At 58.2% G+C, this 25,088-nt stretch carries 19 protein-coding genes; 15 read left to right on the plus strand and 4 right to left on the minus strand.

Annotation, left to right across the window (positions count from 1 at the left end; all coding sequences use genetic code 11):
* Positions 1-309 precede the first annotated feature (309 nt).
* The 3 genes from glmS to XI04_RS04270 all read left to right on the plus strand — a co-directional run bounded on the left by glmS (position 310) and on the right by XI04_RS04270 (position 3,622).
* Positions 310-2,136, plus strand: a complete 1,827-nt coding sequence (glmS, locus tag XI04_RS04260; protein ID WP_271596676.1) for a glutamine--fructose-6-phosphate transaminase (isomerizing) — start codon at positions 310-312, stop codon at positions 2,134-2,136.
* A 281-nt stretch (positions 2,137-2,417) separates the two neighbouring features.
* Positions 2,418-2,654, plus strand: a complete 237-nt coding sequence (locus XI04_RS04265) for a hypothetical protein (protein WP_271596675.1) — start codon at positions 2,418-2,420, stop codon at positions 2,652-2,654.
* A gap of 143 nt (positions 2,655-2,797) precedes the next feature.
* Positions 2,798-3,622: an Effector protein NopP gene (locus XI04_RS04270; RefSeq protein ID WP_271623508.1), complete on the plus strand. Its 825-nt coding sequence runs from the start codon at positions 2,798-2,800 to the stop codon at positions 3,620-3,622.
* Positions 3,623-4,467: 845 nt separating this feature from the next.
* On the opposite strand, the gene XI04_RS04275 is transcribed toward XI04_RS04270, so the two are convergent.
* The 4 genes from XI04_RS04275 to dctA all read right to left on the minus strand — a co-directional run bounded on the left by XI04_RS04275 (position 4,468) and on the right by dctA (position 10,371).
* On the minus strand, positions 4,468-4,854 hold the full coding sequence (locus XI04_RS04275; RefSeq protein ID WP_246708936.1) for a response regulator transcription factor: 387 nt from the start codon (positions 4,852-4,854) through the stop codon (positions 4,468-4,470).
* Positions 4,855-4,940: 86 nt separating this feature from the next.
* Positions 4,941-5,624 (minus strand): response regulator transcription factor, encoded by a 684-nt coding sequence (locus XI04_RS04280; protein ID WP_271596674.1) that lies wholly within the window; start codon positions 5,622-5,624, stop codon positions 4,941-4,943.
* On the minus strand, positions 5,621-8,293 hold the full coding sequence (locus tag XI04_RS04285; RefSeq protein ID WP_271596673.1) for a PAS domain S-box protein: 2,673 nt from the start codon (positions 8,291-8,293) through the stop codon (positions 5,621-5,623). The genes XI04_RS04280 and XI04_RS04285 overlap by 4 nt, the downstream gene beginning before the upstream one ends.
* A gap of 755 nt (positions 8,294-9,048) precedes the next feature.
* On the minus strand, positions 9,049-10,371 hold the full coding sequence (gene dctA / locus XI04_RS04290; protein ID WP_172787763.1) for a C4-dicarboxylate transporter DctA: 1,323 nt from the start codon (positions 10,369-10,371) through the stop codon (positions 9,049-9,051).
* 1,139 nt (positions 10,372-11,510) lie between these two features.
* Here dctA and XI04_RS04295 point away from each other — a divergent pair.
* From XI04_RS04295 to hypF, 12 genes are all read left to right on the plus strand, one after another.
* Complete coding sequence (locus XI04_RS04295; RefSeq protein WP_172787781.1) at positions 11,511-12,200, plus strand: molybdate ABC transporter permease subunit; 690 nt, start codon at positions 11,511-11,513, stop codon at positions 12,198-12,200.
* A gap of 68 nt (positions 12,201-12,268) precedes the next feature.
* Positions 12,269-13,528 (plus strand): serine hydrolase domain-containing protein, encoded by a 1,260-nt coding sequence (locus XI04_RS04300; RefSeq protein WP_271596672.1) that lies wholly within the window; start codon positions 12,269-12,271, stop codon positions 13,526-13,528.
* Positions 13,529-14,316: 788 nt separating this feature from the next.
* Positions 14,317-15,417 carry a hydrogenase small subunit gene (locus tag XI04_RS04305; protein WP_172787762.1) on the plus strand — a complete coding sequence of 367 codons (1,101 nt, stop codon included), beginning with the start codon at positions 14,317-14,319 and terminating at the stop codon, positions 15,415-15,417.
* Positions 15,418-15,429: 12 nt separating this feature from the next.
* On the plus strand, positions 15,430-17,220 hold the full coding sequence (locus XI04_RS04310) for a nickel-dependent hydrogenase large subunit (protein WP_271596671.1): 1,791 nt from the start codon (positions 15,430-15,432) through the stop codon (positions 17,218-17,220).
* Positions 17,221-17,224: 4 nt separating this feature from the next.
* Positions 17,225-17,941: a Ni/Fe-hydrogenase, b-type cytochrome subunit gene (gene cybH / locus XI04_RS04315; protein ID WP_271596670.1), complete on the plus strand. Its 717-nt coding sequence runs from the start codon at positions 17,225-17,227 to the stop codon at positions 17,939-17,941.
* A gap of 11 nt (positions 17,942-17,952) precedes the next feature.
* Positions 17,953-18,537 (plus strand): HyaD/HybD family hydrogenase maturation endopeptidase, encoded by a 585-nt coding sequence (locus tag XI04_RS04320; protein WP_271596669.1) that lies wholly within the window; start codon positions 17,953-17,955, stop codon positions 18,535-18,537.
* A 16-nt stretch (positions 18,538-18,553) separates the two neighbouring features.
* Positions 18,554-18,844 carry a HypC/HybG/HupF family hydrogenase formation chaperone gene (locus tag XI04_RS04325; RefSeq protein WP_172787758.1) on the plus strand — a complete coding sequence of 97 codons (291 nt, stop codon included), beginning with the start codon at positions 18,554-18,556 and terminating at the stop codon, positions 18,842-18,844.
* 618 nt (positions 18,845-19,462) lie between these two features.
* Complete coding sequence (locus XI04_RS04330; protein WP_271596668.1) at positions 19,463-20,320, plus strand: hydrogenase expression/formation protein; 858 nt, start codon at positions 19,463-19,465, stop codon at positions 20,318-20,320.
* 95 nt (positions 20,321-20,415) lie between these two features.
* Positions 20,416-21,507: a hypothetical protein gene (locus XI04_RS04335; protein ID WP_271596667.1), complete on the plus strand. Its 1,092-nt coding sequence runs from the start codon at positions 20,416-20,418 to the stop codon at positions 21,505-21,507.
* The gene (hypA, locus tag XI04_RS04340; RefSeq protein ID WP_271596666.1) at positions 21,500-21,841 is read left to right on the plus strand and encodes a hydrogenase maturation nickel metallochaperone HypA; all 342 of its coding nucleotides are present in this window, start codon (positions 21,500-21,502) and stop codon (positions 21,839-21,841) included. The genes XI04_RS04335 and hypA overlap by 8 nt, the downstream gene beginning before the upstream one ends.
* Entirely contained in the window at positions 21,841-22,788 is a 948-nt protein-coding gene (gene hypB, locus XI04_RS04345) for a hydrogenase nickel incorporation protein HypB (protein WP_271596665.1), read from the plus strand. Before hypA ends, hypB begins: the two co-directional genes overlap by 1 nt.
* On the plus strand, positions 22,785-25,040 hold the full coding sequence (hypF, locus tag XI04_RS04350; protein ID WP_271596664.1) for a carbamoyltransferase HypF: 2,256 nt from the start codon (positions 22,785-22,787) through the stop codon (positions 25,038-25,040). The genes hypB and hypF overlap by 4 nt, the downstream gene beginning before the upstream one ends.
* The last annotated feature ends 48 nt before the right edge of the window (positions 25,041-25,088 follow it).

Consider the following 25,088-nt stretch of genomic DNA (forward strand, 5'->3'; position numbering starts at 1 on the left):
TTAGTTCCGGTGAGTCTCTTTGTGCCGAGCTGGATGTCGGCGCGCAGGCGCAACTGCACGTTCGGCTCTCGTCGAGGCGGTCACGGCGTTGGCGACACCATCGCAGCGTCTATTCGAATAGCTAGCTAAAGGAAGAAATGAAGCCGATGGCTGGAAAAAGATCTAAATCACGCGGGCGAATTCAGATGCGATAAAGGCGCCCGCGGAAGATTCGAACTTGAACCCCGTTGTTGTCGGGCAAGCGAGCTCTATCACGGGCTCCTATAGCGCGGACGCCAGACTCCTCGAAGTTGGGCTGCATGGATTGATATGTGTGGAATTATTGGCATTTTGGGACGTGGTCCGGTCGTTGAGAAGCTGGTCGCGTCGCTCAGGCGACTGGAATATCGTGGCTACGACTCAGCGGGTCTCGCGACTCTCGAAGGTCTCCGTATCGAGCGCCGCCGCGCTCAAGGTAAGCTGAGAAACCTTGAGGAGCAGTTGCGCTATAGTGCCCCTGTAGGTCAAAGCGGCATCGGTCACACCCGCTGGGCGACTCATGGAAAGCCGACCGAGAGCAATGCTCATCCGCATGCGACGGAAAATGTCGCGGTCGTTCATAATGGGATCATTGAGAATTTCCGCGAGCTCCGAGCTGAGCTGGAACGAAATGGAGCCAAGTTTTACTCAGAGACGGACACCGAGGTTGTGGTGCATCTCGTCGAGTTCTACCTCAAAAACGGCTACTCACCGCAGGATGCGGTGCAGGCGTCGTTGCCGCGCTTGCGCGGTGCCTTCGCGTTGGCATTCCTTTTCAAGGACCACGACGATCTTTTAATCGGTGCGTGCAAGGGGTCGCCTCTTGCGATCGGACATGGTAACGGCGAAGTGTATCTAGGATCTGATGCGATTGCGCTCGCGCCTCTGACCAATACCATTACCTATCTTGAGGACGGTGACTGGGCCGTGCTTACGCGCGCGACGTGCGCGATCTATGGTGCAGACGGCTGTGTCGTCCGACGGGAAACATCAAAGTTTGCTGTGTCGTCTCTCCTTGCGGAAAAGGCTAATTATCGCCACTTCATGGCTAAAGAAATCCACGAGCAGCCGACAGTGGTCGCGCAGACATTGGCGCATTATCTCGATGAGGCGGCCAAGCGGGTAGCGCTGCCGCTCGCATTGCCCTTCGACTTCAATTCCATTCAGCGCATTTCAATTACTGCGTGCGGCACGGCAAGCTACGCCGGGCACATCGCCAAATACTGGTTCGAACGGCTGGGGCGCTTGTCTGTGGAGATAGATGTAGCCTCTGAGTTTCGATATCGGGAGGCGCCTCTGCGCCGGGGCGATCTCGCGATCGTCATCTCGCAATCGGGCGAGACGGCCGACACACTAGCTGCGTTGCGATACGCCAAGGGCCAGGGCCTGCATACGATATCTGTAGTTAATGTCCCGACGTCGACGATTGCGCGCGAGAGCGAATCCGTTCTGCCGACGCTGGCTGGGCCGGAGATCGGCGTCGCTTCCACCAAGGCATTTATCTGCCAGCTGACGGTACTGGCGGTGCTTGCCATCGCAGCAGGGAGAGAGCGAGGTAAGCTGTCTGAAATCGATGAATCGAAGCTCGTGCAAGAGCTCATCGAGGTGCCGCGGTTGGTCGCTGCGGCCTTGTTAGTCGAGCCGCAAATTGAGAAGCTCGCGCGCTATATCGCCGGCGCGAGGGCGGCACTCTACCTCGGTCGTGGCACATCGGCTCCGCTGGCGTTGGAGGGCGCGCTCAAGCTGAAGGAAATTTCGTATATCCACTCAGAAGGTTACGCCGCCGGCGAGCTTAAGCACGGGCCGATCGCACTGGTCGATGAGGCTATGCCTGTGGTGGTGATCGCGCCTTACGATGGCGTTTTCGAGAAGACCATTTCGAACATGCAAGAAGTGGCGGCTCGCGGCGGAAAGATCATCCTGATCACCGATGCGAAGGGCGCTTCGGAAGCGACGGTGGACACGCTCGTGACCATCGTTCTGCCAACAATGGTCGCAAGCTTTACGCCGATGGTCTATGCTATTCCGGTCCAGCTCTTGGCTTACCATACCGGCCTCGTAAGTGGCGCGGACGTGGATCAGCCGCGCAATCTCGCGAAATCCGTCACTGTGGAATGAGACTGCAGTGTTGCTATCGAAGCGTCAGGTTTCGGCGCCGACGCGTTCGGCTTGCGGCTCCTTTCCTCGGTTGGTGGGTCATGGATCTCGACGAGTTCCCAATCCGGAGTCGCTGTAGCTGCCGTGGGTCTCGCAACCTCGAGCGATGCTACGTCAGCCCGCCTCAGTGTAGTAGGATCGGCCACCCTATAGGAGGCTTTGGGTGCCTGTCGGCCTGCAAGGTGCTGGCGAAGCCGTTCAGGAGCCATTTGCAATCCGCCACAGGAGCCAAGAGTTCCACCTTGATTGGCCTGATGATGCTCCAAACCGTATGCTGGGATTGGACGGGTCGCGATGCAGCCGTCATGAAGCGCGCGCTCTACAATGCGCTTCTGCCCAGTATCGCGATCGATGCAAAGGATCCAATTGGCATCGGCAGTGAATCGGGGATCGACCGTTCCAACGGAGGAGGATCCTCGCACTGCTCGCTTCTCATTCAACCTAGTGAATCAATGCGCAAGCGCACCACGTTCCACTAGAAGCAGGCCCTGCGTCAGCTAACGTGAGGGCGGCCGGCAGCATCACGTCAGATTTTCGTAAGCCTGAGTCCCTATCTGCGCCGCAGGGCCTAGCAAGCCTGAACCAGACGTGGAAATTCATGCCCGACCGGAGCACCAATTGCATGTATAATCGGATCAATGGCTCGTCCTATTTCACATCCTCTCCCCTTGACGAGACTGATGAGCAAAACGACGCAGACAGTTTCGCGGATGCGTTTCGGCAGCTGCGTTTAGCCCCGTCAAACTCCAGCGGCACTTCGTCTTCGACAACACGGCCCTATTGGCTTGATTCAAGCCCGCCTATCGTAGAGCTCGATAAGCGGTCGTTCAGAATGGCGGCACAGGGCTATCACAGCGACGAAATCAGGAAAATCGCCGATAACCCACATGAATATTCGGACTTCGTCTCTCGGAAAGCGGCACGAACTGCAGAGCTTGCACAGAAATATGGAACAGCTTCAGATTCTGATAACGCGCGATACTTCAGCTATCAACTAGGAAGCGAGAGTGTCGGCCTTTTACGAATGGAAGGGGGCGACAGCATGACGAATTTCGAGGTCGAAAACTGGCAGGAGCTGTTTCCCGGCCGATCTGGGACGACTGCTACTGTAGATCTTCAGGTCGTTCATCCGCTTGTCGAGAACGCTGGCGATATTCTGCTCGAGCATCAACTTGGAATCGCCGGTGAGTGGCCACTGCTAAATTTGCGTCCGGCGAATCCGGAGGCAAGAGCCCGTGCTGCAAAGATGGGGTTCGTCGAGGTTGACGCCGATAACATGGTCCTAGACCCAGCGAGGTCAGACAAGTGGGTGAGGAATGGCGAGGGCAAGTGGCAGCGAGAAGGCACCGCTTCGCGGTATCTTCGCAAAGCTGACGACAGCCAAGATCGTAAAATCGAGATGCCAGCGAGTGCTCCAACATACGATTATGAAGATGATTTCATGTGACCATGGAATCACCGGGCATTAGGCCCCTGGTGATCTAGCCTGCTCCGCACTTCCGTGCGGCGGGCGGCGGTTAGCCAGAGTACCTTACTTAGCTCAGAATGCTCTCTCCTCAATTCTCCTTGGCTGAGCAGTTGCTGATTGTTCGCGCCTGCGAAATTAGGGGCCTATTGAACAAGCATATTGCTGAGAATGCCCGCCTGCGGCGACGACCTGTTCTGCCCCCCGCCAACCGGGGGGCGGGACGGGTGGCGCCGAGCACGTTGGACGGCTCGAACCACAACTCTTCTGCAGATGAAGCTTGCGAAGAAATAATGGCGTGGACGCCGGACGAGAGTCGGTCGCAACAATGTACAGCGAAGCGGCTGCCCAATGGACAACCCGGGCCCGCTCAACGGACGTAAGGATCTGGTGAGCACGAGGATCGTGCAGAACACTCTCACCAGAGAAGCGGTGCGTAAGACATGAGGGGCTACAAGCGAAGCTCCATTCTCGTCGTCACCGCGGTAGGGCTGAGCATAGCCAATCTCGTGCGTGCCGGGCGCACGCGGGCAACTCCGCTCTGCAATGGAATAGATAACCTCGCTCCAGATGGAGCTAAGAACGCTTAGGCGCAACGACCGCTCTTTATTACCATGAGCGTAGGCGTGGAATGAGCCAGTGCCAGCGTCTCTCGCAGAATAGTCTGTTCTGCAGCCGCCCAAATCGGTAAAGCCTGGAGGCGCAAGAAAATGCTGGCCGTAGCATATTTGGAGTAAGCCGGGGTTCGGACTGAGAACGTTGCCAGCCGACTTGATTGTTGCCCACGAGCTTTTAGATCGGACATCAACTCAAGCTGCAGGTTGGAATCAGATACCGCCTCGAGCGCTATATGCCTTCAGTGCGTTGTCGAGGCACTTAAGTAACTCTTGTCCGCCAAATGGTTTGGCGAGGAAGCCAATTGCGCCCGCCTCCAGGGCTGACGTGCGCACACGCTCGCTGGGGAACGCTGTAATGAAAATGAATGGTGCTTCGTAGCCACGCGTCCGCATTTGCGCCAGCAGCTCCAGCCCGCTCATGGCCGACATCTGCACATCGGTAATGACACAGGATATCTCGTTCAACTGCGGGGACCGCAGGAGCGCCTCGGCCGACGCAAATATCTGAACGACGTAGCCACGCGATTTCAAGAGGTTCCCTGTCGCCGCACGGACTGAGGCGTCGTCGTCAACGACGGAAATCAAAGGCGTGGGCAAGATGAGCTCTCCTGACGCAGGAACAGTGGCTGCCAAAGTGTTAGCCACCTTCGGCGAAAATGGGCTGGAGAGATGAAACTGTAAAATCATACTTGCGTTTGTTCAGGATGATTTGCACGAAGTCCCAGCGTCTCGCTCATTCTGATCAGCTCGGCCAGCGACCGGGCACGCATCTTTTTCATGACGTGACCCCGGTAGATCTTGACGGTGATTTCGGCAAGCCCAAGTTCGGCGGCTACCTGCTTGTTCATCAGGCCGGCCGTGACCAGTTTCATCACCGCCTGCTCTCGCGGGCTTAAGGTCCCAAATAGAGACTGCAAGTTCGTGACGGTTCGCTGAGTTTCCCGCCTCTTGCGATCGCGTTCGGTCGCCGCAACCACGGCATCGAGCAATTCCTGATCGCGGAACGGCTTGCTGAGAAAATCGACCGCACCTCCCTTCATGGCCCTGACGGTCATGGGAATGTCACCATGACCGGTGATGAAAATGATCGGGATGTGTATGTTCAACCTGGCCAGCTCGGTCTGGTAGTCAAGGCCGCTCAGGCCCGGCAGCCGGACATCAAGAACTAGACAGCTTGTGACGTCCGGAATTGTGCTCTGCAGCATTTCCCGGGCCGATCCGAACGCAACGACCTCCAATCCTACCTGGCGGAAAAGGTTAGTAAGCGAGCGGCGCACCGAGATGTCATCCTCAACGACAAAGACGATCGCCTTCGTCGAGGCCTCGGCATTGCTACGCTCACCTAGCGAGTCAAACGGTCCTGTCACTGGAGGGCCTCCTTATGCACGGGCAAGAAAAACTGAAAGGTCGCGCCCGGTTCATCTTTATGAAGAAGCGATAGCCGCCCTCCGTGAGCTTCCACGATAGATCGGCAGATCGAAAGTCCCATTCCAAGGCCACTCGACTTGGTGGTGAAGAAGGGGTCCAACACGTGGTCAGCGTCCTTCTCAGCGATCCCGACGCCGCAATCGGCCACGGCAAGCTGCACGCGCCCCAGATCGTCCTTGGATGATTGAATCAGAAGTTCGCGCGGCCGGTCTGTAATTGCGTCCATCGCCTCGATTCCGTTCATTACCAGATTGATGATCACCTGTTGTAGCTGAATTCGGTCACCGAGGATCCTAGGCAGAACGGCCGTTAACTCGGTTCGCAACGTCACCCGGTGGCTCACCAGCTCTCGTGTTACCAGCGCAACGACGTCCCGGACGACATCATTAATGTCGAGCGGCACCATCTCAATCTCGCCTTTCTTCGCGAGTGCGCGAACGCTACGGATCACCTCGCTTGCCCGGATCGCGTCTTCGATGATCCATTCCACTGAAGAGCGCGCTTCGGCAAGATCAGGAGTTTCGCGAGCCATCCATCCGAGGCACGCATCGGCGTTGGTGAGAATGGCGGCGAGTGGCTGGTTTATCTCATGGGCGATGGAGGTTGTCAGTTCTCCTAACGTCGTTACACGCGTCACATGGGCAAGCTCCGCCTGTGCCTTTCGCAGGTCTTGTTCGGTCTGATCGGCGCGGATAATGGCTGTGATGTCAGTGCTGACGCCACGGTAGCCCAGAAAATTACCGTTTCCGTCGAAGAAAGGCTTGCCACTCGTGCGGACGTAGATCGGAGATCCCATCCGATTCACGGTACGGTAGACGAGATCCCGAAACGGCTGACGCGCCTGCAACGTCGCCCGATGTTGCCGCCACTTTTCGGGCTCCTCTTCGACGTCGCACGCAATCTCCCAGCGAGGCAGGTCCATCAATCCAGTGGCCAAAATTCCTGCAGTGCTGGTGTGCTCGGATAAGCGGGTCACCCGATGATCTGGACCGGTCTCCCAGAGCCAGTCGGAAGCTGTCTCGGCGTAGTCGCGAAAGCGCTGTTCGCTTTCGCGCAGCGCGACAAGCGTGTTTTCCAGGCGTTCCCTAGCTGCGTGTTGATCGGTGACATCCATATGTGTTCCGATCAGCTCGCTGACCTTACCATCACTAGCGGCGACAACATGCGCAACCGAGTGTATGCGCCTTGTCCTGCCATCTGGCAGAAGGATACGGAAATCATATTCGAACCGCTCCTGCTCCTTTTCTCTCGCCTGGCGCTGCACCTCCTGTAACCGTGGCAAGTCTTCCGGATGGATGCGCGAGCGAATGGTCTCTATCGATACCGGCTCTTGTGGGTCAAAGCCGAACAATCGGTCAACTTCCGCGGACCGATAAACGAAATCTAGCCCGTGGACGTCCCAGGACCAGCTCCCTGTGTGGGTGAGATGCTGGGCCTCGGCCAGATAGGCCTCGCTGCGACGCAACTGCTGTTCTGCCCTCCTCGCTGCCGTAATATCGGTAGCTGCCCCAACAAACTCGATTTCACCAGAAGCGCTTCTCGTGAGCCGTGCCTTAGCACGGATGTGCTTCACAGAGCCGTCTGGTAGCAGCAATCGATACTCGTGCTCGAAACCGCTCAAGTCTCGCATCGCTCTATCGATAACTTCTTTAACCGAAGCCCTATCATCTGGGTGAGTGCGATCAACGACAAGCTGCGGCGAGGGGATCGTTTGAGGATCTAATTGGAAAATCCGAAATGTTTCCTTTGACCAGAATGCCTCGCCAGTGGTGGCGTTCCAGCTGAAGCTGCCTGTATGACTCAACTCCTGCGCTTGAGCCAAATGTGCTTCGCTCCGCTGCAGGGCGAGTTCGGTCCGCTTTCGCTCCGTGACATCTTCGCAGGCGATAAGGACAATGGGCCGGTCGTCCGCCCAAAGCATGGCTTTGGCGTTTTCACGTACCCACAACACGGAGCCGTCCTTCCTGACTTTCTGGACGTCCCACGTGCGCGATTGTCCAATATCCTCAAGGCACGCCCGAATGCAGTTGTGAACGAATGCGCGATCCTCCTCAAGAAATATGCCGAGTACGGAGTGGCCGATCAGATCTGCAGGAGCATAGCCGAGTTGTGTCGCGCCGAATGTATTGACGTTAAGGACAGTGCCGGCTTTATCGAGCATGAAGTACATGGCCGGATTGTGCTCGAAGATTGCTCGCCACCGTTTTTCACGATCCTCCAAATCCGCCGCGCTGCGCTGAAGCTTGACCGCAGCTACACGCGCAGCCTCTCTTTCCTGGCGGAGCTTTCCGATCAGGTACGTTCCTACAATGGAGACAAGAAAGAATGCGACAACCACTGGAAGATCGCGGGAGTCGTCGATTTGCAGGCTAAACGCCGGCGGCGCAAAGTAGTATGCGAGAGCAGCGATTGCCATGATGCAAAGCGCGGACGACGCGATGAAGCTGCCCATCAATGAAAATAGCAAGACTACTAACAAATAGGCGAACGCCGTCGCGGCGAAATGGGCATTGAGGTATACGCAACTTAATGTAACAGCGGCTAGCGTTATGCCGCCGAAGGTCAACTGAGGGGCTGAACGTTTAAGACTGCTTATCTGGATAGACATTTTGAGACCGTCCGGCCTGTCTCCGGCGGGAGAGCTATAGCATTTTAGGCAAAAATGGGGCAATCCTCGTCGCTTGGGTCGAGCGTGCCCGAGATTGATCACCTGCTGCCGAACTCAGCACGTGCGGGGAAAAAACGCATTATAAACATGCGTATAGTTGTCCTAAACTTTCGAAGAGGTGCCGCTGACGGGCAGCACTCGAAGCTGAAATTTCTGACTTTCCGCCCCTGCCGATAGCCCTCCCGGCATTCGTTCGAGCCTGCCCCGATGCGCCCTGCTTACGCCCCCCGGACCGAGGACCGAGGATCTAGTTCAGCCGAGAGGTTGAAGCTAAACGATCAGGCGCGCCTCCGAACCGGCAAAGAACAGAAACAAGCGGCCGCCCCCGGCACAGTCTGCGAAGGAAAGCACAACCTTCATGTGCCGAGACAGGAACGAAAAGTTGCGCGAGTGCTACCGGTGCGATTGGGCCATCGCGCCTAGCTGCTCGGTCAAGGATACCTCCATCTGAACTGCGGCGAGCCGCCCACGGCACCGTCGGTTCGGTGTCATGCCGCGCTGGATTCCAGCGAAATCCACCCTGAAGAAGCCGCTATTTCTTTGATCGCGTGCTTTTCAGGAGGACCTGCCCGGCCGCGACGCGGGCGCAAGAGCGGTGCACTGGAGAGCGCATGAGAAAGTGCCAGCTCGCCTTAAGTCGGCTTGGCCGATTCGAGTCAATTCGTGTTCGGATGGTGGCGGTTAAGATCCGGGACCTACTTCATTGTGCTTGTAGGGTCGATAGTGGTCGAAGCTGTGGGCTGGTTGAGTCGAGCCTGCAGCGTCCCGTGCTCTAGCTCGTCTTCCCACCAGGATACGAACACGGCCGCGATACCATTGCCGATGATGTTGGTCAGGGCGCGAACCTCGCTCATGAATTTGTCGATCGAAAACACGATTGCCATGCCCGGCACCAGCGCTGGGTTTACCACCGACAATGTCGCAGCGAGGGTGATGAAGCCCGCGCCGGTGACGCCGCTTGCTCCCTTCGACGTTAGCATTGCCACGAGCAAGATCGTGAGCTGCTGGTTAAAGGAGAGATCGACCCCGAGTGCCTGGGCAATGAACAATGTTGCAAGTGTCATATAGATGTTAGTGCCGTCGAGGTTGAAGGAATAGCCAGTTGGCACCACCAGTCCGACGACCGTCTTGGAGCAGCCCAGCCGCTCGAGCTTCTCCATCAATTGCGGCAGCGCGCTTTCGGAGGACGACGTACCGAGCACGATCAGAATCTCGTCTTTGATATAGACAAGGAACTTGAAAATTGAAAAGCCGACGAGGCGCGCGATCAGGCCGAGTACCACCACAACAAACAGCGCGGCTGTTGCGTAAAACAGCGCGATCAGACCGATCAAATTACCGAGCGCTGCCGGCCCGAACTTGCCGACCGTGAAAGCCATGGCGCCGAAGGCGCCGACCGGGGCCGCTTTCATTACAATAGCGATCACGCCGAACACGGCTTGCGCGACGTCGTCAATCATGCCGCGCAGCCGCTCCCCACGCTTTCCCAGCGCCATCAGAGAAAAGCCGAAAAGGATCGCGAACAGGAGAACCTGCAGAACATCCCCGCGAGCGAAGGCGCCGATCACGCTATCGGGAATGATGTTGAGAAAAAAGTCGACGGACTTCGAAGCTTCCGCTTGCTTGACGTAATTGGCGACCGCCGCAGCATCCGGCTTGACCGTAAGGCCATGGCCGATTTGGACGAGATTGCCCATAACAAGGCCCAACAGCAAGGCAAAGCTGGACACGATCTCGAAATAGAACAGCGCCTTGACGCCGACGCACCCGACTTTCTTCGCATCCTGAATATGCGCAATACCAGATGTGACGGTGCAGAAAATAATCGGCGCGATCACCATCTTGATAAGCTTGATGAACCCGTCACCGAGAGCCTTAATCCAGTCGTTGGTGGCTAGAGATGGCCAGAGGCAGCCGACCACGGCGCCAATAATGATCGCGATCAGCACTTGGACGTAGAGTATCTTATACCAAACTTGCGACGCGCGTGCGGGCGCCGCAGTTGCCATGGTGGTCATGACGCTTCCTTCCCGAATATACTCGAATGCGAGCCGCCGCGCCCTTCAGAGGCGGCAGCGTCATACGAGACTCATCATTTTAGCCGTGTCCGATTGAAGACGGTTCCGGGAGCCGGCGCGTCCTTCCAAAGGCAGGCGCTTAGTTACGTTGTCCATTCTCCTTAAGCAAGATATGCACCAGATGCCTAAACTCCGGCCGATTGATCAGTCGTGGACAAGTCGTCTGCCCCGGGCGCATCGGCTCAGTCGAGCGCGGACCGCATGCGTAAGATCGAACAAAATAATTGCAGCGTAGCGCCGCCTTGGCGGAGTTACGTCTCGCCTGGGAGCGTTAGCGTGATCGATATGCACACACTGCTGAGATCGATGCAACAACACGCGGCATCGGTAAAATCGATAGTTTGGATCGCACGCATTTGTCGGATGGAAGCGCCGCTTGGGAACAGATTGTTCTGAAAAGCCTTTGATGGATGAACTGCGTTGTGGCTAGCGACAAAGCTCGCTGTGCACGGGGGGGCGTTTGTCTCCAGGCCTTTGCTTACGATGCATTGGCTATGTCGACCACGAGGCGGCCTTCGCTCGCGGCTCCTCGGGCCTTTGCGACCTCGCAGAGGCAGCGTTACAACGAGTTCTCGGCTAACCGTTCGTGTTGCGGCCAAACGGCGAGCTTGCTTCCGCCCGCTGCACTACCGCCGCGGCGAGCCGTCGACCAACCACATAGGATCCTCTTCGGCCGGCAAAGTCGAACGCTTCGTTGCGGGGCCGTCGCTGTTTGCTCGGGAACAATGATGCCGAAAACCTGACAGAGTGTTAGGTCCACTCCAAAGTGACGTCGCCTTCCACTCGACTGTCTCTCGCATTGAGCATGGAGCTGCCACTGTTCGCACCCGGCACAGGAATTGCTGACGACAAATGAGAAGTTGCCCGGTCATATGGACCGAAGCGGACCTGCCACAGGAGTTGTCGATGAGGCTTGCGATGCTGCTCTTGCTCGCACAAAGGAAGCGCGTGAATTTGGCGGCCGCCGCGAGCCGCCGCGCGACCAATTGGCCATTCGCGCCACCTCCCCGTGTGAGCCGCACGTGCAGGCTATCACTGTCAGGATACGTCGGCCCACACTCTCTGGCGGGCTGACGCAGATGGAAGTGGTTTGGGCAGAGATTTCGCAATCCCTTGCGCTCACGATTGAGCTCGCCAGTGTGACGACCGTGATCCTTCTCTTGATTAGTGTGCCCCTCGCTTGGTGGCTAGCGCGCTCAAAGACCTTTGCGAGCGAGGCGGTGGCCACGATGATCGTCCTGCCGCTGGTGCTGCCGCCAACGGCTCTCGGCTTTTGCGTCCTCGTTTTGCTCGGCCCCCACGGACCGGGTGGCGTTCTCGCCTCTTTCTGGGGCGAGCGTACGCTAGCCTTTACCTTCGCCGGAATCGTCGTCGGATCGGTCCTCTCGGCGCTGCCGTTGGTCGTGCAGCCGATCCGTAGCGCCTTTGTTGCGATAGGCGATCTCCCCTTGGAAACGAACGGGCGCGTTCCGCCGTTCTACGCCTTCATTGCCGTCACCGCGCCACTGGCGCGACTGGAATTCATTAAAGCCGCCGTGGTTGGCTTTTCTCATACGATCGGCACATTCGGCGTCGTGATGATGATCGGCGGCAATATTCCTGGACGCACCAAGGTGTTGTCGGCCTACGTCGTAGACTTCGTCCAGGCGTCGCGCTGGCGTGAGGCAGGTGTGGTCGCCGGTGGTATGGTGATGTTCGCCTTGGCGACAATCTTCACTTTGGCGCTCATCGACAGACACTGTGCCAGGAGGGGCACCGAATCGTCTTAGCGCTGCGGCCTGACATTCCGATAATGCCGGGCAGCAGTCTAGCAAACTGGGCCCAGTCCGAGGGTACAATGAAAAAGCTTGCTATCGCCACGGCAGCTGCTGGATTCGCTCTCAATTCGGTGCACTCCGCGCCTCTGCCCGAAGCAGCGGCCGATGAGGTAGGCGTTTCTCAGCAGCGCATTGCCAAGCTAGACGACTTCTTCGCTCGTGAGATCGCAAGTAAACGCGTTCCAGGCGCGGTGGTTGCAATCGCAAGAGACGGAAAGTTGATTCACTACAAAGCGTACGGCCAACTCGACCCCGCAAAAGGAAGGCCGATGCGACTCGATGCGATCTTCGCGCTTGCTTCTATGACCAAACCGATGGTGGCCGTTGCGGGGCTCATCCTCATGGAGCAAGGTCGCCTACCTCTACAAGCCAAGCTTACTGATTACTACCCGGAATTCGCAAACATGAAGGTGGCAGTGCCACAGCATGATGGCTCATTAGAATTCCGAACACAGAGTTCTGCGATCTACATCCACGATCTTTATCGCCACACATCCGGACTCACCTATGGTGCGCCCGGCAGCTCAGACCAAGTGGTGCGTCTCTATCCCGGTTTCGCCGATCCGCCCCTAAGAGGCGATAAGCAGGCTTTCATTGAAGCGATTACCAAGCTGCCGCTAGCGCACCAACCGGGGACTGAATTCGAATACGGCTTCTCGACCGATGTGCTGGGTGCTGTCATTGAACAGGTCAGCGAACACCGATTGGGCGACTATCTCACCCGGAACCTATGGAAGCCCATCAAAATGCAAGATGCCACTTTCCATTTGTCGGAATGGCAACGCGACCGCCTCGCGCGTCCATTTTCGGAGGACCCCCTGACGGGAAAGCCGCAAGACATCGGACTCCTCGAAAGCCAGACGAAGTTTGACTGCGGCGGAGCCTGCGCATTTGCGACAGTGGGTGACTACGTGCGCTTTGGACAAATGCTGCTCAATGGCGGGGAGCTGGACGGGCAGCGAATTCTTGGTCCGAGGACGGTGGGCCACATGATCTCCAACCACCTTGGGCCAGAGATCAAGAATAAAGTCGCCAATGTCGAGCCGCATCGTGCCGGCTTCGGCTTCGGGCTTGGAGTGGCTGTACGGCTAACCGGGGGGCTCTCGGCGGTTCCGGGCAATCCAGGAGAGTTCACCTGGACCGGCGCCTACGGCACACAATTCTTCTGCGACCCAAAAGAGCGTCTGGTCGTGGTGGTCGGAACGGCAGCGCCCGGGGAAATCCGGAAGTACTACCGCGAACAAGTCCAGTTTATCGTCTATGCTGCCATAATCCGATGACTCTCCGCCAAAAGGCTCGATGATCCGTTTTGGGTAGTAGGTAGGCAGTGTTGCTAGTACCCATGGATTTCGACTGAGTCTTGCCGTTGCCATCTATCCGTGTCGGATGGATCGTACCGATGCGTCAAGACGCGATCGCCTTCCGAAGAAGCCCCTGCAAGCCGGTGAGTGTCGCGATGCGCCCAGACGTCGCGCCTTGCCAACGATGGGCTTGCGTGATGAAGGCTTCTTGATGATAACTTTAAACGTCCGGTCTCTTGCCCACAGCGCCGTAGCGATCACGTGCGACCTGCCGCTATTACCAAAGTCAGATCGAGTCGATCCAGACTGTAAAGCAACGTCAGCGGGGCGCATCGCAGCTCGGTCCATTGCCGCCTCTCTTCCTCGCTCGACGGCCGCTTTTGGACGGGCTGCCTGTGCAGTCGCGAGCATCAGAGCTTGAACGCCTCGTTGGTCAGCAATCGGCAAGCCTGATTGGGGGAAGGCAGTGCAGTGCCCGTCAACTGCACCAATTCTATTCGACAATCGGACTGATGAGCGTAGCGATTGTAGGATAGTCTGCGTGCAGAGGTGAGCCATCGTACTGATTTGTTGATGTGCTCACATCTTCGAAACTGAACACCATTAGCATGACAGATCCATGGCAAAGCTACTGGTGGGTGGCTGGGTTCACAATTTCGAAAATCTCAGCGATCGATTGATGTCCTAAGTCTTTCGCTTCGCTGGCCTGGTTCTTGCTGAACCATCAGCAATTCGTAACGGCCACGGCTACTCACTTGGAAGGTTTCATGGATGATGCAACGGAAACGTTCTACAGCGTGATCAGACGTCAGGGTATCACGCGTCGTAGTTTCCATAAATTCTGTAGTGTGACGGCCGCGAGCTTGGGGCTTGGTTCGCTCACCCCAAGCAGTATTGCCCACGCCCTGGAAACCAAACCGCGTGTGCCCGTCATCTGGTTGCACGGGCTCGAGTGTACCTGTTGCTCGGAAAGCTTTATCCGCTCGGCCCATCCCTTGATTAAAGACGCGCTGCTGTCGATGATTTCGCTCGACTACGACGATACGCTCATGGCGGCGGCTGGACATCAGGCTGAGGCCATCCTGGAAGAAACCCGTGCCAAGTACAAAGGCCGCTATGTGCTCGCAGTGGAAGGCAATCCGCCGTTGAAGGAAGGGGGCATGTTCTGCATTGATGGCGGCAAACCGTTCGTTGAAAAGCTCAGGTGGATGGCGGAAGGGGCCATGGCGATCATCGCTTGGGGCACGTGTGCGTCCTGGGGATGCGTGCAAGCGGCCAAGCCCAATCCGACTGGCGCGGCGGCGATCGATAAGGTGATCACCGACAAGCCCATCATCAAGGTGCCCGGGTGTCCTCCTATCGCAGAGATCATGAGTGGTCTCGTGACTTTCATAGTCACGTTCGGAAAACTTCCGGAGCTCGATCGCCTAGGACGTCCAAGTATGTTTTACTCCGAGCGCATTCACGACAAGTGCTATCGGCGTTCCCATTTCGACGCTGGCCAATTCGTCGAAGAGTGGGACGATACGTACGCCCGCAAGGGCTATTGCTTGTACAAGATGGGTTGCAAGGGGCCAACCACCTACAATGCCTGTTCGGCCGTTCGGTGGAACGGCGGCGTCTCATTTCCCGTTCAATCCGGTCACGGCTGCCTCGGTTGTTCCGAGGACAGCTTCTGGGACAAAGGTTCGTTTTACGACCGACTCACAACCATTAAGCAGTTCGGAATCGAGGAGAACGCCGACAAGATCGGCATGGCCGCTGCCGGGGTGGTCGGGCTAACGGTCGCTGCTCATGCGGCGGTCACCGCCGTGAAGCGGTTGACCCACAAGCCGGATCGCGCGGCCGATAAAGGCGACCCGAGTTGAGGAGACACGAAGGTGGCCGTCCAGACGCCGAATGGGTTCAGTCTCGATCGTTCCGGTAGGCGAATCGTCATCGATCCGCTGACGCGGATCGAAGGCCACCTCCGCGTCGAAGCCAATCTCGATTCCGACAATGTAATTCGCAATGCGGTCTCAAGCGGGACGATGTGGCGTGGCATCGAAGTCATCCTGCGCGGGCGCGATCCGCGCGACGCCTGGGCGTTCACCGAGCGGATCTGCGGGGTCTGCACCGGCACCCATGCGCTCGCCTCCGTGCGCGCGGTTGAAAATGCACTGGGAATTGCGATTCCGGAGAATGCCAATTCGATCCGTAATATCATGCAGTTGTGCCTACTCGTGCATGATCACCTCGTACATTTCTATCACTTGCATGCGCTGGATTGGGTCGACGTGGTTTCCGCGCTCAAGGCCGATCCCAAGTCAACCTCGGCGCTCGCGCAGTCTATCTCGCCCTGGCCGCTGTCATCCCCCGGCTATTTTAAAGATTTGCAGATCCGGCTCAGCAAATTCATCGGGTCAGGGCAACTCGGTCCGTTCAAGAATGGCTATTGGGGGCATCCGGCCTACAAGCTACCACCGGAAGCAAACCTGATGGCGGTAGCTCATTATATGGAGGCGCTGGACTTCCAGAAGGAGATCGTCAAGATCCAAGCTATCTATGGTGGCAAGAACCCGCATCCGAACTGGCTGGTCGGCGGCGTCTCCTGCGCGATCAACATCGACGGAATCGGTGCGGTGGGCGCGATCAATATGGAGCGACTGAATATCGTATCTTCGATCATCGACCGCTCAATCGAGTTTGTCGAGCAGGTCTATCTGCCCGACATTGCTGCAATCTGCTCGTTCTATAAGGACTGGCTCCACGGCGGTGGCCTGTCGAGCAAAAGCGTGATGTCCTATGGCGACATCCCCGAAAATGCCAATGATTGTTCTGAGAAAAGTCTCAAGCTGCCGCGCGGGATCATTCTTAATGGCAATCTCAATGAGATACTGCCGATCGACCATGGTGATCCCGAGCAGATCCAGGAATTCATCGCGCATTCATGGTATAAATACCCCAGTGATAGCGGTGGGCTCCATCCCTGGGACGGCATCACTGAGCCGAGTTTTAAACTTGGGCCAGAATTCAAAGGCAGCAAGACAGATATCAAGGAACTCGACGAAGGCGGCAAGTATTCCTGGATCAAAGCGCCGAGGTGGCGTGGCCACGCCGTCGAGGTCGGGCCGTTGTCGCGATACATCATCGGTTATGCGCAAGGCAAAGCCGAGTTCAAGGAGCCCGCCGAGAGACTGCTCAAGGGGCTCAATCTCCCTCTGACTGCGCTGTTCTCGACGCTTGGCCGTACAGCGGCGCGGGCGCTCGAATGCCAGTGGGCGGCGCACCAAATGCGTTATTTTCAGGATAAGCTCGTAGTCCAGCTCAAGGCAGGCGATACGGCAACTGCCGACGTTAGCAAATGGGGCCCGGAAAGCTGGCGTAAGGAGGCCAAGGGCTACGGGTTCACTGAGGCGCCTCGCGGTGCACTCGGCCACTGGATCAAGATCAAGGACGCTAAGATCGATAATTATCAATGTGTCGTTCCGACGACGTGGAATGGATCTCCTCGGGATTCCAAAGGCAATATTGGCGCGTTTGAAGCTTCGCTGATCGGTACCCCGATGGCCGATCCGCAGCGGCCCCTGGAAATCTTGCGCACCATCCATTCCTTTGATCCGTGCTTGGCTTGCTCGACGCACGTGATGAGTCCTGAGGGCCAAGAAATGGCTTCAGTCAAAGTGCGTTAGGTCCATGCTGGATAGGGCTCAGAAGCTCCTCGCCGCCGACGGTGCGGCACCGATTGATCGCAGCATTGGCACTGGCGTCGCCTACGTTTATGCGCCGGTGCGACTGTGGCATTGGGCTAACGCGGCGGCCATTCTGGTACTAAGTTTAACTGGCTACCTTATTGGGATCGGCACACCAGCGATGAAGGAAGAGGCAAGCGACGATTTCCTGTTCGGCTATATCCGCTTTGCCCATTTCGCGGCGGGATATGTGGCCAGCGTTGGCTTTCTTCTGCGCATCTACTGGGCCTTGATGGGAAATGCGCATGCCATGCAGATCTTTTGCGTGCCGCTCTGGCGCCGGTGCTTTTGGCGGGAGGTGTATCAGGAGATTCGTTGGTATGCGTTTCTTACAGGGGGGCCTGAGAGGCGCCTCGGGCACGACCGCCTTGCTCAGCTCGCAATGTTCTTCATGTTTACACAGACGATCAGCTTCATGGTCGTCACAGGCTTTGCACTGTATGGGCAAGGTGCCGGTACTGACAGTTGGCAGTACAAGGTGTTTGGCTGGGTGTTTTCAATCTGGCCGAACAGTCAGGACGTCCACACCCTGCATCATCTCGGCCTGTGGGTCATCGTGATGTTCGCGCTGGTCCACATCTACGCGGTGATCCGGGAAGACATCATCTCGCGCCGCAGCTTCTTTTCCAAAAGATCGGCTGAGCGCGGGTTTGGCGATTGACCGGGAAGCGAATGTTCAATCCGAAAGACAAAAAACGGATCCTCGTGCTCGGCATCGGCAATATCCTGTGGGCCGATGAGGGCTTCGGCGTGCGAGTGGTCGAAGAGTTTCATCGCCGCTACACCGTCGATAATAATGTCACCGTTCTCGATGGCGGTACCCAGGGACTCTACCTCGTCAGTTTTCTTGAACAGGCCGATTGCCTGGTCGTGTTCGATGCCATCGACTATGGATTGCCGCCCGGGCAGTTGGAGCTTGTACGAGATGACGAAGTGCCGAAGTTTACTGGTGCCAAGAAAGTGAGCCTGCATCAGACCGGTTTTCAGGAGGTCTTGAGCGCGGCCGATTTTCTTGGCCGCCGCCCGCGAGAGCTCGCTCTCATCGGCTGTCAGCCGTTGGACGTGGAGAATTGGGGCGGTCCTCTGACCGCGCCGGTGCGCTTTCAGATTGCGCCTGCGATTGAACTGGCTTGTAAGCTTCTAGCGCGGTGGGGCTCGCCGGTGAAACCGCGGAGCGCGCCGCTGCCTGCATCAGAACGGCTGTTGGCAAACAATATTGACCATGCGAGTTATGAGATGAGGGCGCAGCCCGTCTAGCGACCTGCGACTGACAATGTGCCTTGGCTTGCCAATGACGATTGCCGAGACCGACGGTATCACGGCGCTGTGCAAGTATGGCAATGAACAGCGGCGCGTCTCGGTCATGCTGCTCCCCGATGTCACGGTCGGCGCCAAGGTGCTCGTCCATATCGACAGCGCGGTGCGGGTTTTGGACGACGATGAAGCAAGGCTGATCTCGGAAGCACTTGACGGGCTTGAGGCCAGCCTCAACGGCCAGGACAGCAATCGATTCTTTGCGGACTTGATCGGTCACGAGCCACAATTGCCAGAGCACTTACGGTAGCCGTTCCGCCCACTTGCGCCGAGTGAGGGTTCTCACAAATCGAATTCCAGTCGCACGTAACGTTTGCCTGGAAAATATCAGGCGCCTGCCGTTGGCCCGAGCGTGATCCGAGGCCAGACGATGATTGGCATGCGCCTTGCTAGCGGCCTGCTAGCAGAACCGAACATCGTCAGAAAGGCGTTTGATGAAATTGCAGCCGGCGCAGCATGGTTCGGCGCGACGCCCCCCGTCTGACGTGGAGGGCGTCAGCGGCGTCGATGCGCGCATAGCCGCGCACGCTCAAGTGACGGTGACTGTGATGCCGCTGCCCGCGTCAGAGCTCCGGATCATCCAGCTCGCATTCTTCCTTCCTGAAGTTGTCAAAAAGTTTCGGCAAGGCATGCAAGACCCAGTGGTTTCCCGCGGCGTTAGTGGCACACGGGTCGGCGGGCTTGGCCGACGTAGACCGTCGATGCGGACCCTATGCCCTAGGCACGATGAAGTCTGCCTGCTCAGCGAGAGATCGGACCGTTTGCTTGGCATCAACCGCATCTCCGTACCGATCATTCGGGCACACGCCGCCAGCCCTTGCGTCGGCAAGTGCATTGCCGCTCGGTGCAGACAACGGAGCATCGCGTCATGAAACGAGCGACCCCCGTTGTATCCGGCGGCGCTGAGCGGGCGACGAGCGAGCTTGCCACTGGCTCTGCGAGTCTCGATGTATTCCATACCGGTCTCATGAGTGCGCTCGCCGGCCCCGCCTGGCGCGACGCGGACGAGCGTGGAAGTCACTATCCGAACGCCACCTTGCTGTTAGCAAACGCCGCTGCTGCCGTTCGCGGTCAGAGAAGCGGTGCTCGGACACAACTGTACGGACTCGCACATCTCGGCGATGGCGAACGCAAGTTGATTGACGAACTGCTCGGAGAAGGTGAGGTGGTCGGCGTGGCTGCGCTCCCGGATGGCTCTTTGGCGCAAATCCGGGAGTCTGTGCTTGCGGGAATCTGGCGCTTGCGCATCGGCACTGAGCCCGCGCATGAATATGTTGAGGTCGGGTCGATTCCGCAGATTGTCCGGCGTGCTGCAACTGACCTGACGTCGGCCGATCTTGTGATCGGCTCGCCGCCGAATGGCGCGATGAACGTTCGACCGGTGCTGGCCGAAATACGCGAGCGGGCGAGGGTGTGGCAATTGGGCATGCACGCCCATGTTATCAATCTGACGTCACTGCCAATGAGCATTATCGACTTGACATTCCTACAGCAAAGCTTGGGCAATGGACCGGTCCAACTCATGTTGCACGGCTACGGCACCTGCCGAGTACAAGCGACCAGGATTAGGAATGTCTGGTCCGTGCAGTTCTTTAATTCTACCGACGACATCATCCTTGATACACTGGAGGTCGGCGGCGTGCCGGCTGTTACGTTGGCTGCCGATGAGGATTTACAGGACTCAGCCGAGCGCATGCAGGAAATTATCGGGGCGTACTTCACATGAAGAGCTCTCTCGGGCATTCGGCATCGGCTGGGACCCCGCAGACGGCGCATGCGCGTGGACTATAGCTTGCGCGGGATGATGGCGGAGTGTTGCCCATGAGTCTCGTTGCCCGCCACAAAATCGATGTCCGCGTATTGCTAGCTGCCGACGCAGTCGCCTCGGTCGAGATCCTGCCGCGAGTCCGGCCGCCGCTGGCGCGGATGTTCGTCGGAAAGGAGCCCTCGACAGTGCTCAACGTGCTGCCGCGGCTTTTCGCGTTGTGTGTCGCTGCGCAGCAAACTGCATTCTTGTCCGCGATCGAGACGGCGCGCGACGAGGTGATCACCCGCGCAACAAGGCGGCAGCGTATTGCACTTATCGTTACTGAGCGCATCGCGGAGTTGGCCCGGAGCCTTTTTGTCGGACATCTTACGTTAGATGTCGCCAGTGCGGCGACGATCCGCTCCCTGATGTCGGAATTGTCAGCGTTTGTCCGCTCCGCACAGCCAGCCTGGAGTTCCGCTCAACGCGAAGCAACCGGCCGGATTGTCGCTGCGCTTGCCGTGCTCGGTCTAGATGAGGGGGAGGCGCTGAGGTCTGGTAGCCCGCTGGCGGTTCGCGTTGCGGCGCTTAATGACGTCGACGTGAAGTCAATTCCGGTGGGGCACTCATTCCTGTCTGTTGCTGACGACCCCAGCATCACGAAACGATTGCTCGGGGACGACTCGACGTTCTGCTATTGTCCCGATGTTGACGGAGATGTGCCCGAGACGGGTCCATGGGCGCGCCAGATAAGCCGGGATCGGGTCCCGCTGGGACCCTTCGGTGCGGCCGAGCGGCTGATGGCCAGATTTAATGAGATCGTCCGGCTATGTGCCTGGCTTAAGGCCGGCGCTCAGATTGCCGCCGCGGAGCATGGGATTATCGAAAGATATAAACTAGGGCCGCGCCGTGCAGCGGCCGCGGTCGAATGCGCCAGGGGCCGTCTCTATCACGCGGTTGAACTCGACGCTCAGGGTAGAATATCCCGCTTCGAATTTCTTGCGCCGACGGAGTGGAATTTCCACCGGCGCGGGCCGCTTGTACGGAACCTGCAAGGCGCGGTGCTGACGGCTCGAAGACGCGGAGATGCAGTCCATGCGGTGATTGCATCCCTCGATCCGTGCGTCGCGTTCACCCTCAACCTTAGCGAAGTTCGCGATGCATGAAATGGCGATTTGTCTTGGCATCATTCAGATCGTCGAGGAGAAGGTACACGAGCGATCCTCTTCGCGGGTGCGGAGCATCTGTCTGGAGATGGGAGCACTGAGTCATGCGGCGCCTGAAGCGATCAGGTTTTGCTTTGCTGCCGCTGCAACGCGGACCGTTGCCGAGGGCGCGGCTCTTAATATCGTCGAACTGCCAGGCGTTGCTTGGTGCATGAGCTGTTCGAAGAGCGTCGAAATTGCTCGGCGCGGTGAGTGCTGCCCTTGCTGCGGCAGCTATCACTTGCAGGTGACCGCGGGCGAACAGATACGGGTGAAGGAGCTGGAGATCGATTGATGTGTACTGTTTGCGGCTGCCACGACGGGACGCCGTCCACAAAACGCGCCGAGGAGAATGATGCGGAGAGCCATGAGCGATCCATTCAGGGAAATCGCGATTGCCATTCTGCGCTTCCGCCGGGCGACCGACGGCCGCCGCCGTCAAATCACGCTGATGATAGCTATAATCGCTGTCCTCGCTCAGCCAATTACCAGGCGGATAACGCGCAGGCGCTTCCGAGCGGCCTCGATCCGCCTGATTTGAGGGGCTGTGGCAGGAGCAGAAAACGGCTCGTTGAGATTGAGCGCGATATCCTGGACAAGAATAATGGACTTGCGGCGAACAATCGCGCGCTCTTCGCAGCCGATGACCTGCTTGTATTTAATCTTTTGTCCAGCCCCGGTGCCGGTAAAACGACGCTGCTCGTCCGCGCGGTATCCGAGCTCAAGTGCAGCCGGTGGGTCGGGGTCATCGAAGGGGACCAGCAGACCTCGAACGATGCCAGACGGATTCAGGCCGCCGGCGTGCCAGCCGTTCAAATCAATACCGGCAAGAATTGTCATCTCGACGCTGCAATGATTGGCGAGGCTTATCGCCGCCTGCCGCTGCTCTCAGGCGGTATTCTCTTCATTGAAAACGTGGGTAATCTGATCTGTCCCGCCGCCTTTGATCTTGGCGAAGCCTGCAAGATCGTAGTGTTCTCGATTACTGAAGGTGAAGACAAGCCGCTCAAGTATCCCGATGTGTTTGCCGCTTCGTCGCTCATGGTGATTAATAAGATTGATCTAGCGTCGGCGCTCGAATTCGATTTGGGCAAGGCCATCGAATACGCCAGACGGGTCAACCCGAAGATCGACGTGATTGTAGTGTCGGCTCGGACTGGCGAAGGTTTTGCCGCGCTCTACGCCTGGATCGATAGACAGGCGGGCCGTCTGAGACGCGCCTTCCAGGACGCAGGGCGATGAGCGCCGCAGCCACCCGCGACGGAACACGGCTGCGCGTCATCGTGAGTGGGGCAGTGCAAGGGGTCGGCTTTCGTCCTTACGTCTATGGACTTGCCATTCGGTATGGATTGGCGGGCTTTGTCATCAATGGCGCTGAGGGCGTTATCATCGAGGTTGAGGGCCACCGTGCGTTGGAGTTTGTCGCCACGTTGCCGCTCGAGGCGCCTCCCTTGGCACGCATAGTCGACATCTGCGTTCGCGAGACTGCCGCGCTCTCGGAGAAGGGCTTTTCGATCGGTACGAGCGAAGCCGGGAAATCGTCGACGCAGATCGTCGCTGATGCCGCGGTCTGCCAGCACTGCCTCAAAGAGCTATTTGATCCAGAAAATCGGCATTATCTTTACCCTTTCATCAGTTGCTGCCATTGCGGCCCACGCTACACCATCGCCGAACGGCTTCCGTACGATCGTCGCAACACTGTGATGAGGGCGTTTAGTTTGTGCGCCGCGTGCGTGGCTGACTATGCCGATCCGGCAAGCCGCAGGTTTCACGCGGAGGCGATCGCATGCCCAGCATGCGGTCCTCGGCTCAGCCATGCGATCAGCGATATTGTCGCGGCAATCGCGCGGGGGCAGATCGTGGCGATAAAGGGGCTGGGCGGATACCAGCTTCTTTGCGATGCGCGTAACCAGGACGCCGTGCAGCGTTTGCGAAGGAGAAAGCACCGCCTTCAGAAGCCGTTCGCGGTTTTGGTCGAGTCCATCGAGCGCGTCAGCGAGATCGCGGAGGCGAACGCGCCCGAGCTAGCGCTGCTAGAATCGGTAGCACGCCCCATTGTCCTCCTGCCATCGCGCCACAATCTGGCGCCCGCCATAGCTCCCGGTTTATCGCTAGTGGGTATCATGCTGCCGGTAGTGCCGCTGCATCACCTCATCTTCCATGCGCTTCGTTCGCGAGGTGTGCGTGCGGGTTGTAGCCCGGTCATGGTGGCCACCAGTGCCAATCTTTGCGGCGAACCGCTGTTGATTGACAACGCGCAGGCGCTGCGGCGGCTCGACGGAATCGCCGATCTTATCGTGACCCATGATCGCGATATCTTGGTGCGTGCTGATGATTCCGTGGTTTCGGTGGTGGCTGGCCGGCCGCAATTCGTTCGTCGTGCTCGTGGCTATGTTCCCGAGCCGATCCGGCTTGCGAGATCTGTCCCGACCGTGCTCGCCGTCGGCGGCGAACTGAAGTCGACGATCACAATCACCCGCGACAACCAAGCGTTCGTCTCTCAGCATATTGGCGATCTAAATACGGCCGAAGGCATCCGTGCGTTCGAGAAGACGATCCGACATCTCACATCGATCCTCGACGTGGAGCCTGTCGCGTTCGCCCATGATCTGCATCCCGAAATGGCTTCTACCAGGTTTGCGGAAGCAAATGCTCGCGCGCTGGTCGCGGTCCAGCATCACCACGCACACGCTGCCGCGGTAATCACCGAGCATGGCCATACGGGGCCAGCGCTTGCCCTAGTGCTCGATGGCCATGGCTTCGGCGCTGACGGCGGTAACTGGGGTGGCGAACTATTGTTGTGCGAAGGGACGTGGTTCGGACGCATAGGGCACTTAGCGCCCCTGCAGATGCCCGGTGGAGATCGTGCAGCCCGCGAGCCGTGGCGTATGGCGAGCGCAGTATTACACGGGCTCGGCAGGGGTAACGAAATCGGGCACCGCTTTGCGGCGCAACGGCAAGCGGGGTGTGTGTCGGACTTGCTCGATCAGCCGGGCGGGACCACCACGACCAGTGCGGGACGGTTATTCGACGCGGCAGCGGCGCTGCTGGGGATTGCGCATGTGCAGAGCTATGAGGGCGAAGCAGCGATGAAGCTCGAAGCGCTGGTGCGGCGGGCAACGATTCTCGAACCCGGCTGGACGATCGACGGCGGCGTGCTGTCGCTTCGTCCGCTGTTTTCGCGCTTGATTGCTGATGACATTGACGCCGCAGGTGGAGCGGGGCTGTTTCATGGCACTTTCGCCGCCGCCTGTGTCGACTGGGTCACGCGCGCTGCGCGAACAACCGGCGTCAATACCGTCGTTCTGAGCGGCGGCTGCTTCCTGAACGCGGTGCTGTCGGACGAGATCCCGCGCGGTTGCAGCGCAGCCGGTCTTACACCATTGGTGCCGCGGCGGCTGCCGCCCAGTGATGGCGCTTTGAGCCTTGGCCAGGCCTGGATTGCCGCTCTACAGATTGCTCAACAGTCGTCCGCCACGGGAGTAACTGCCTGATATGTGTCTTTCGGTTCCGGCGAAGATCGCTAAAATTCTATCCAGCGA

Origin of the sequence: Bradyrhizobium sp. CCBAU 11430 (genome assembly GCF_028128855.1) — a bacterium.
GTDB lineage: Bacteria > Pseudomonadota > Alphaproteobacteria > Rhizobiales > Xanthobacteraceae > Bradyrhizobium > Bradyrhizobium ottawaense.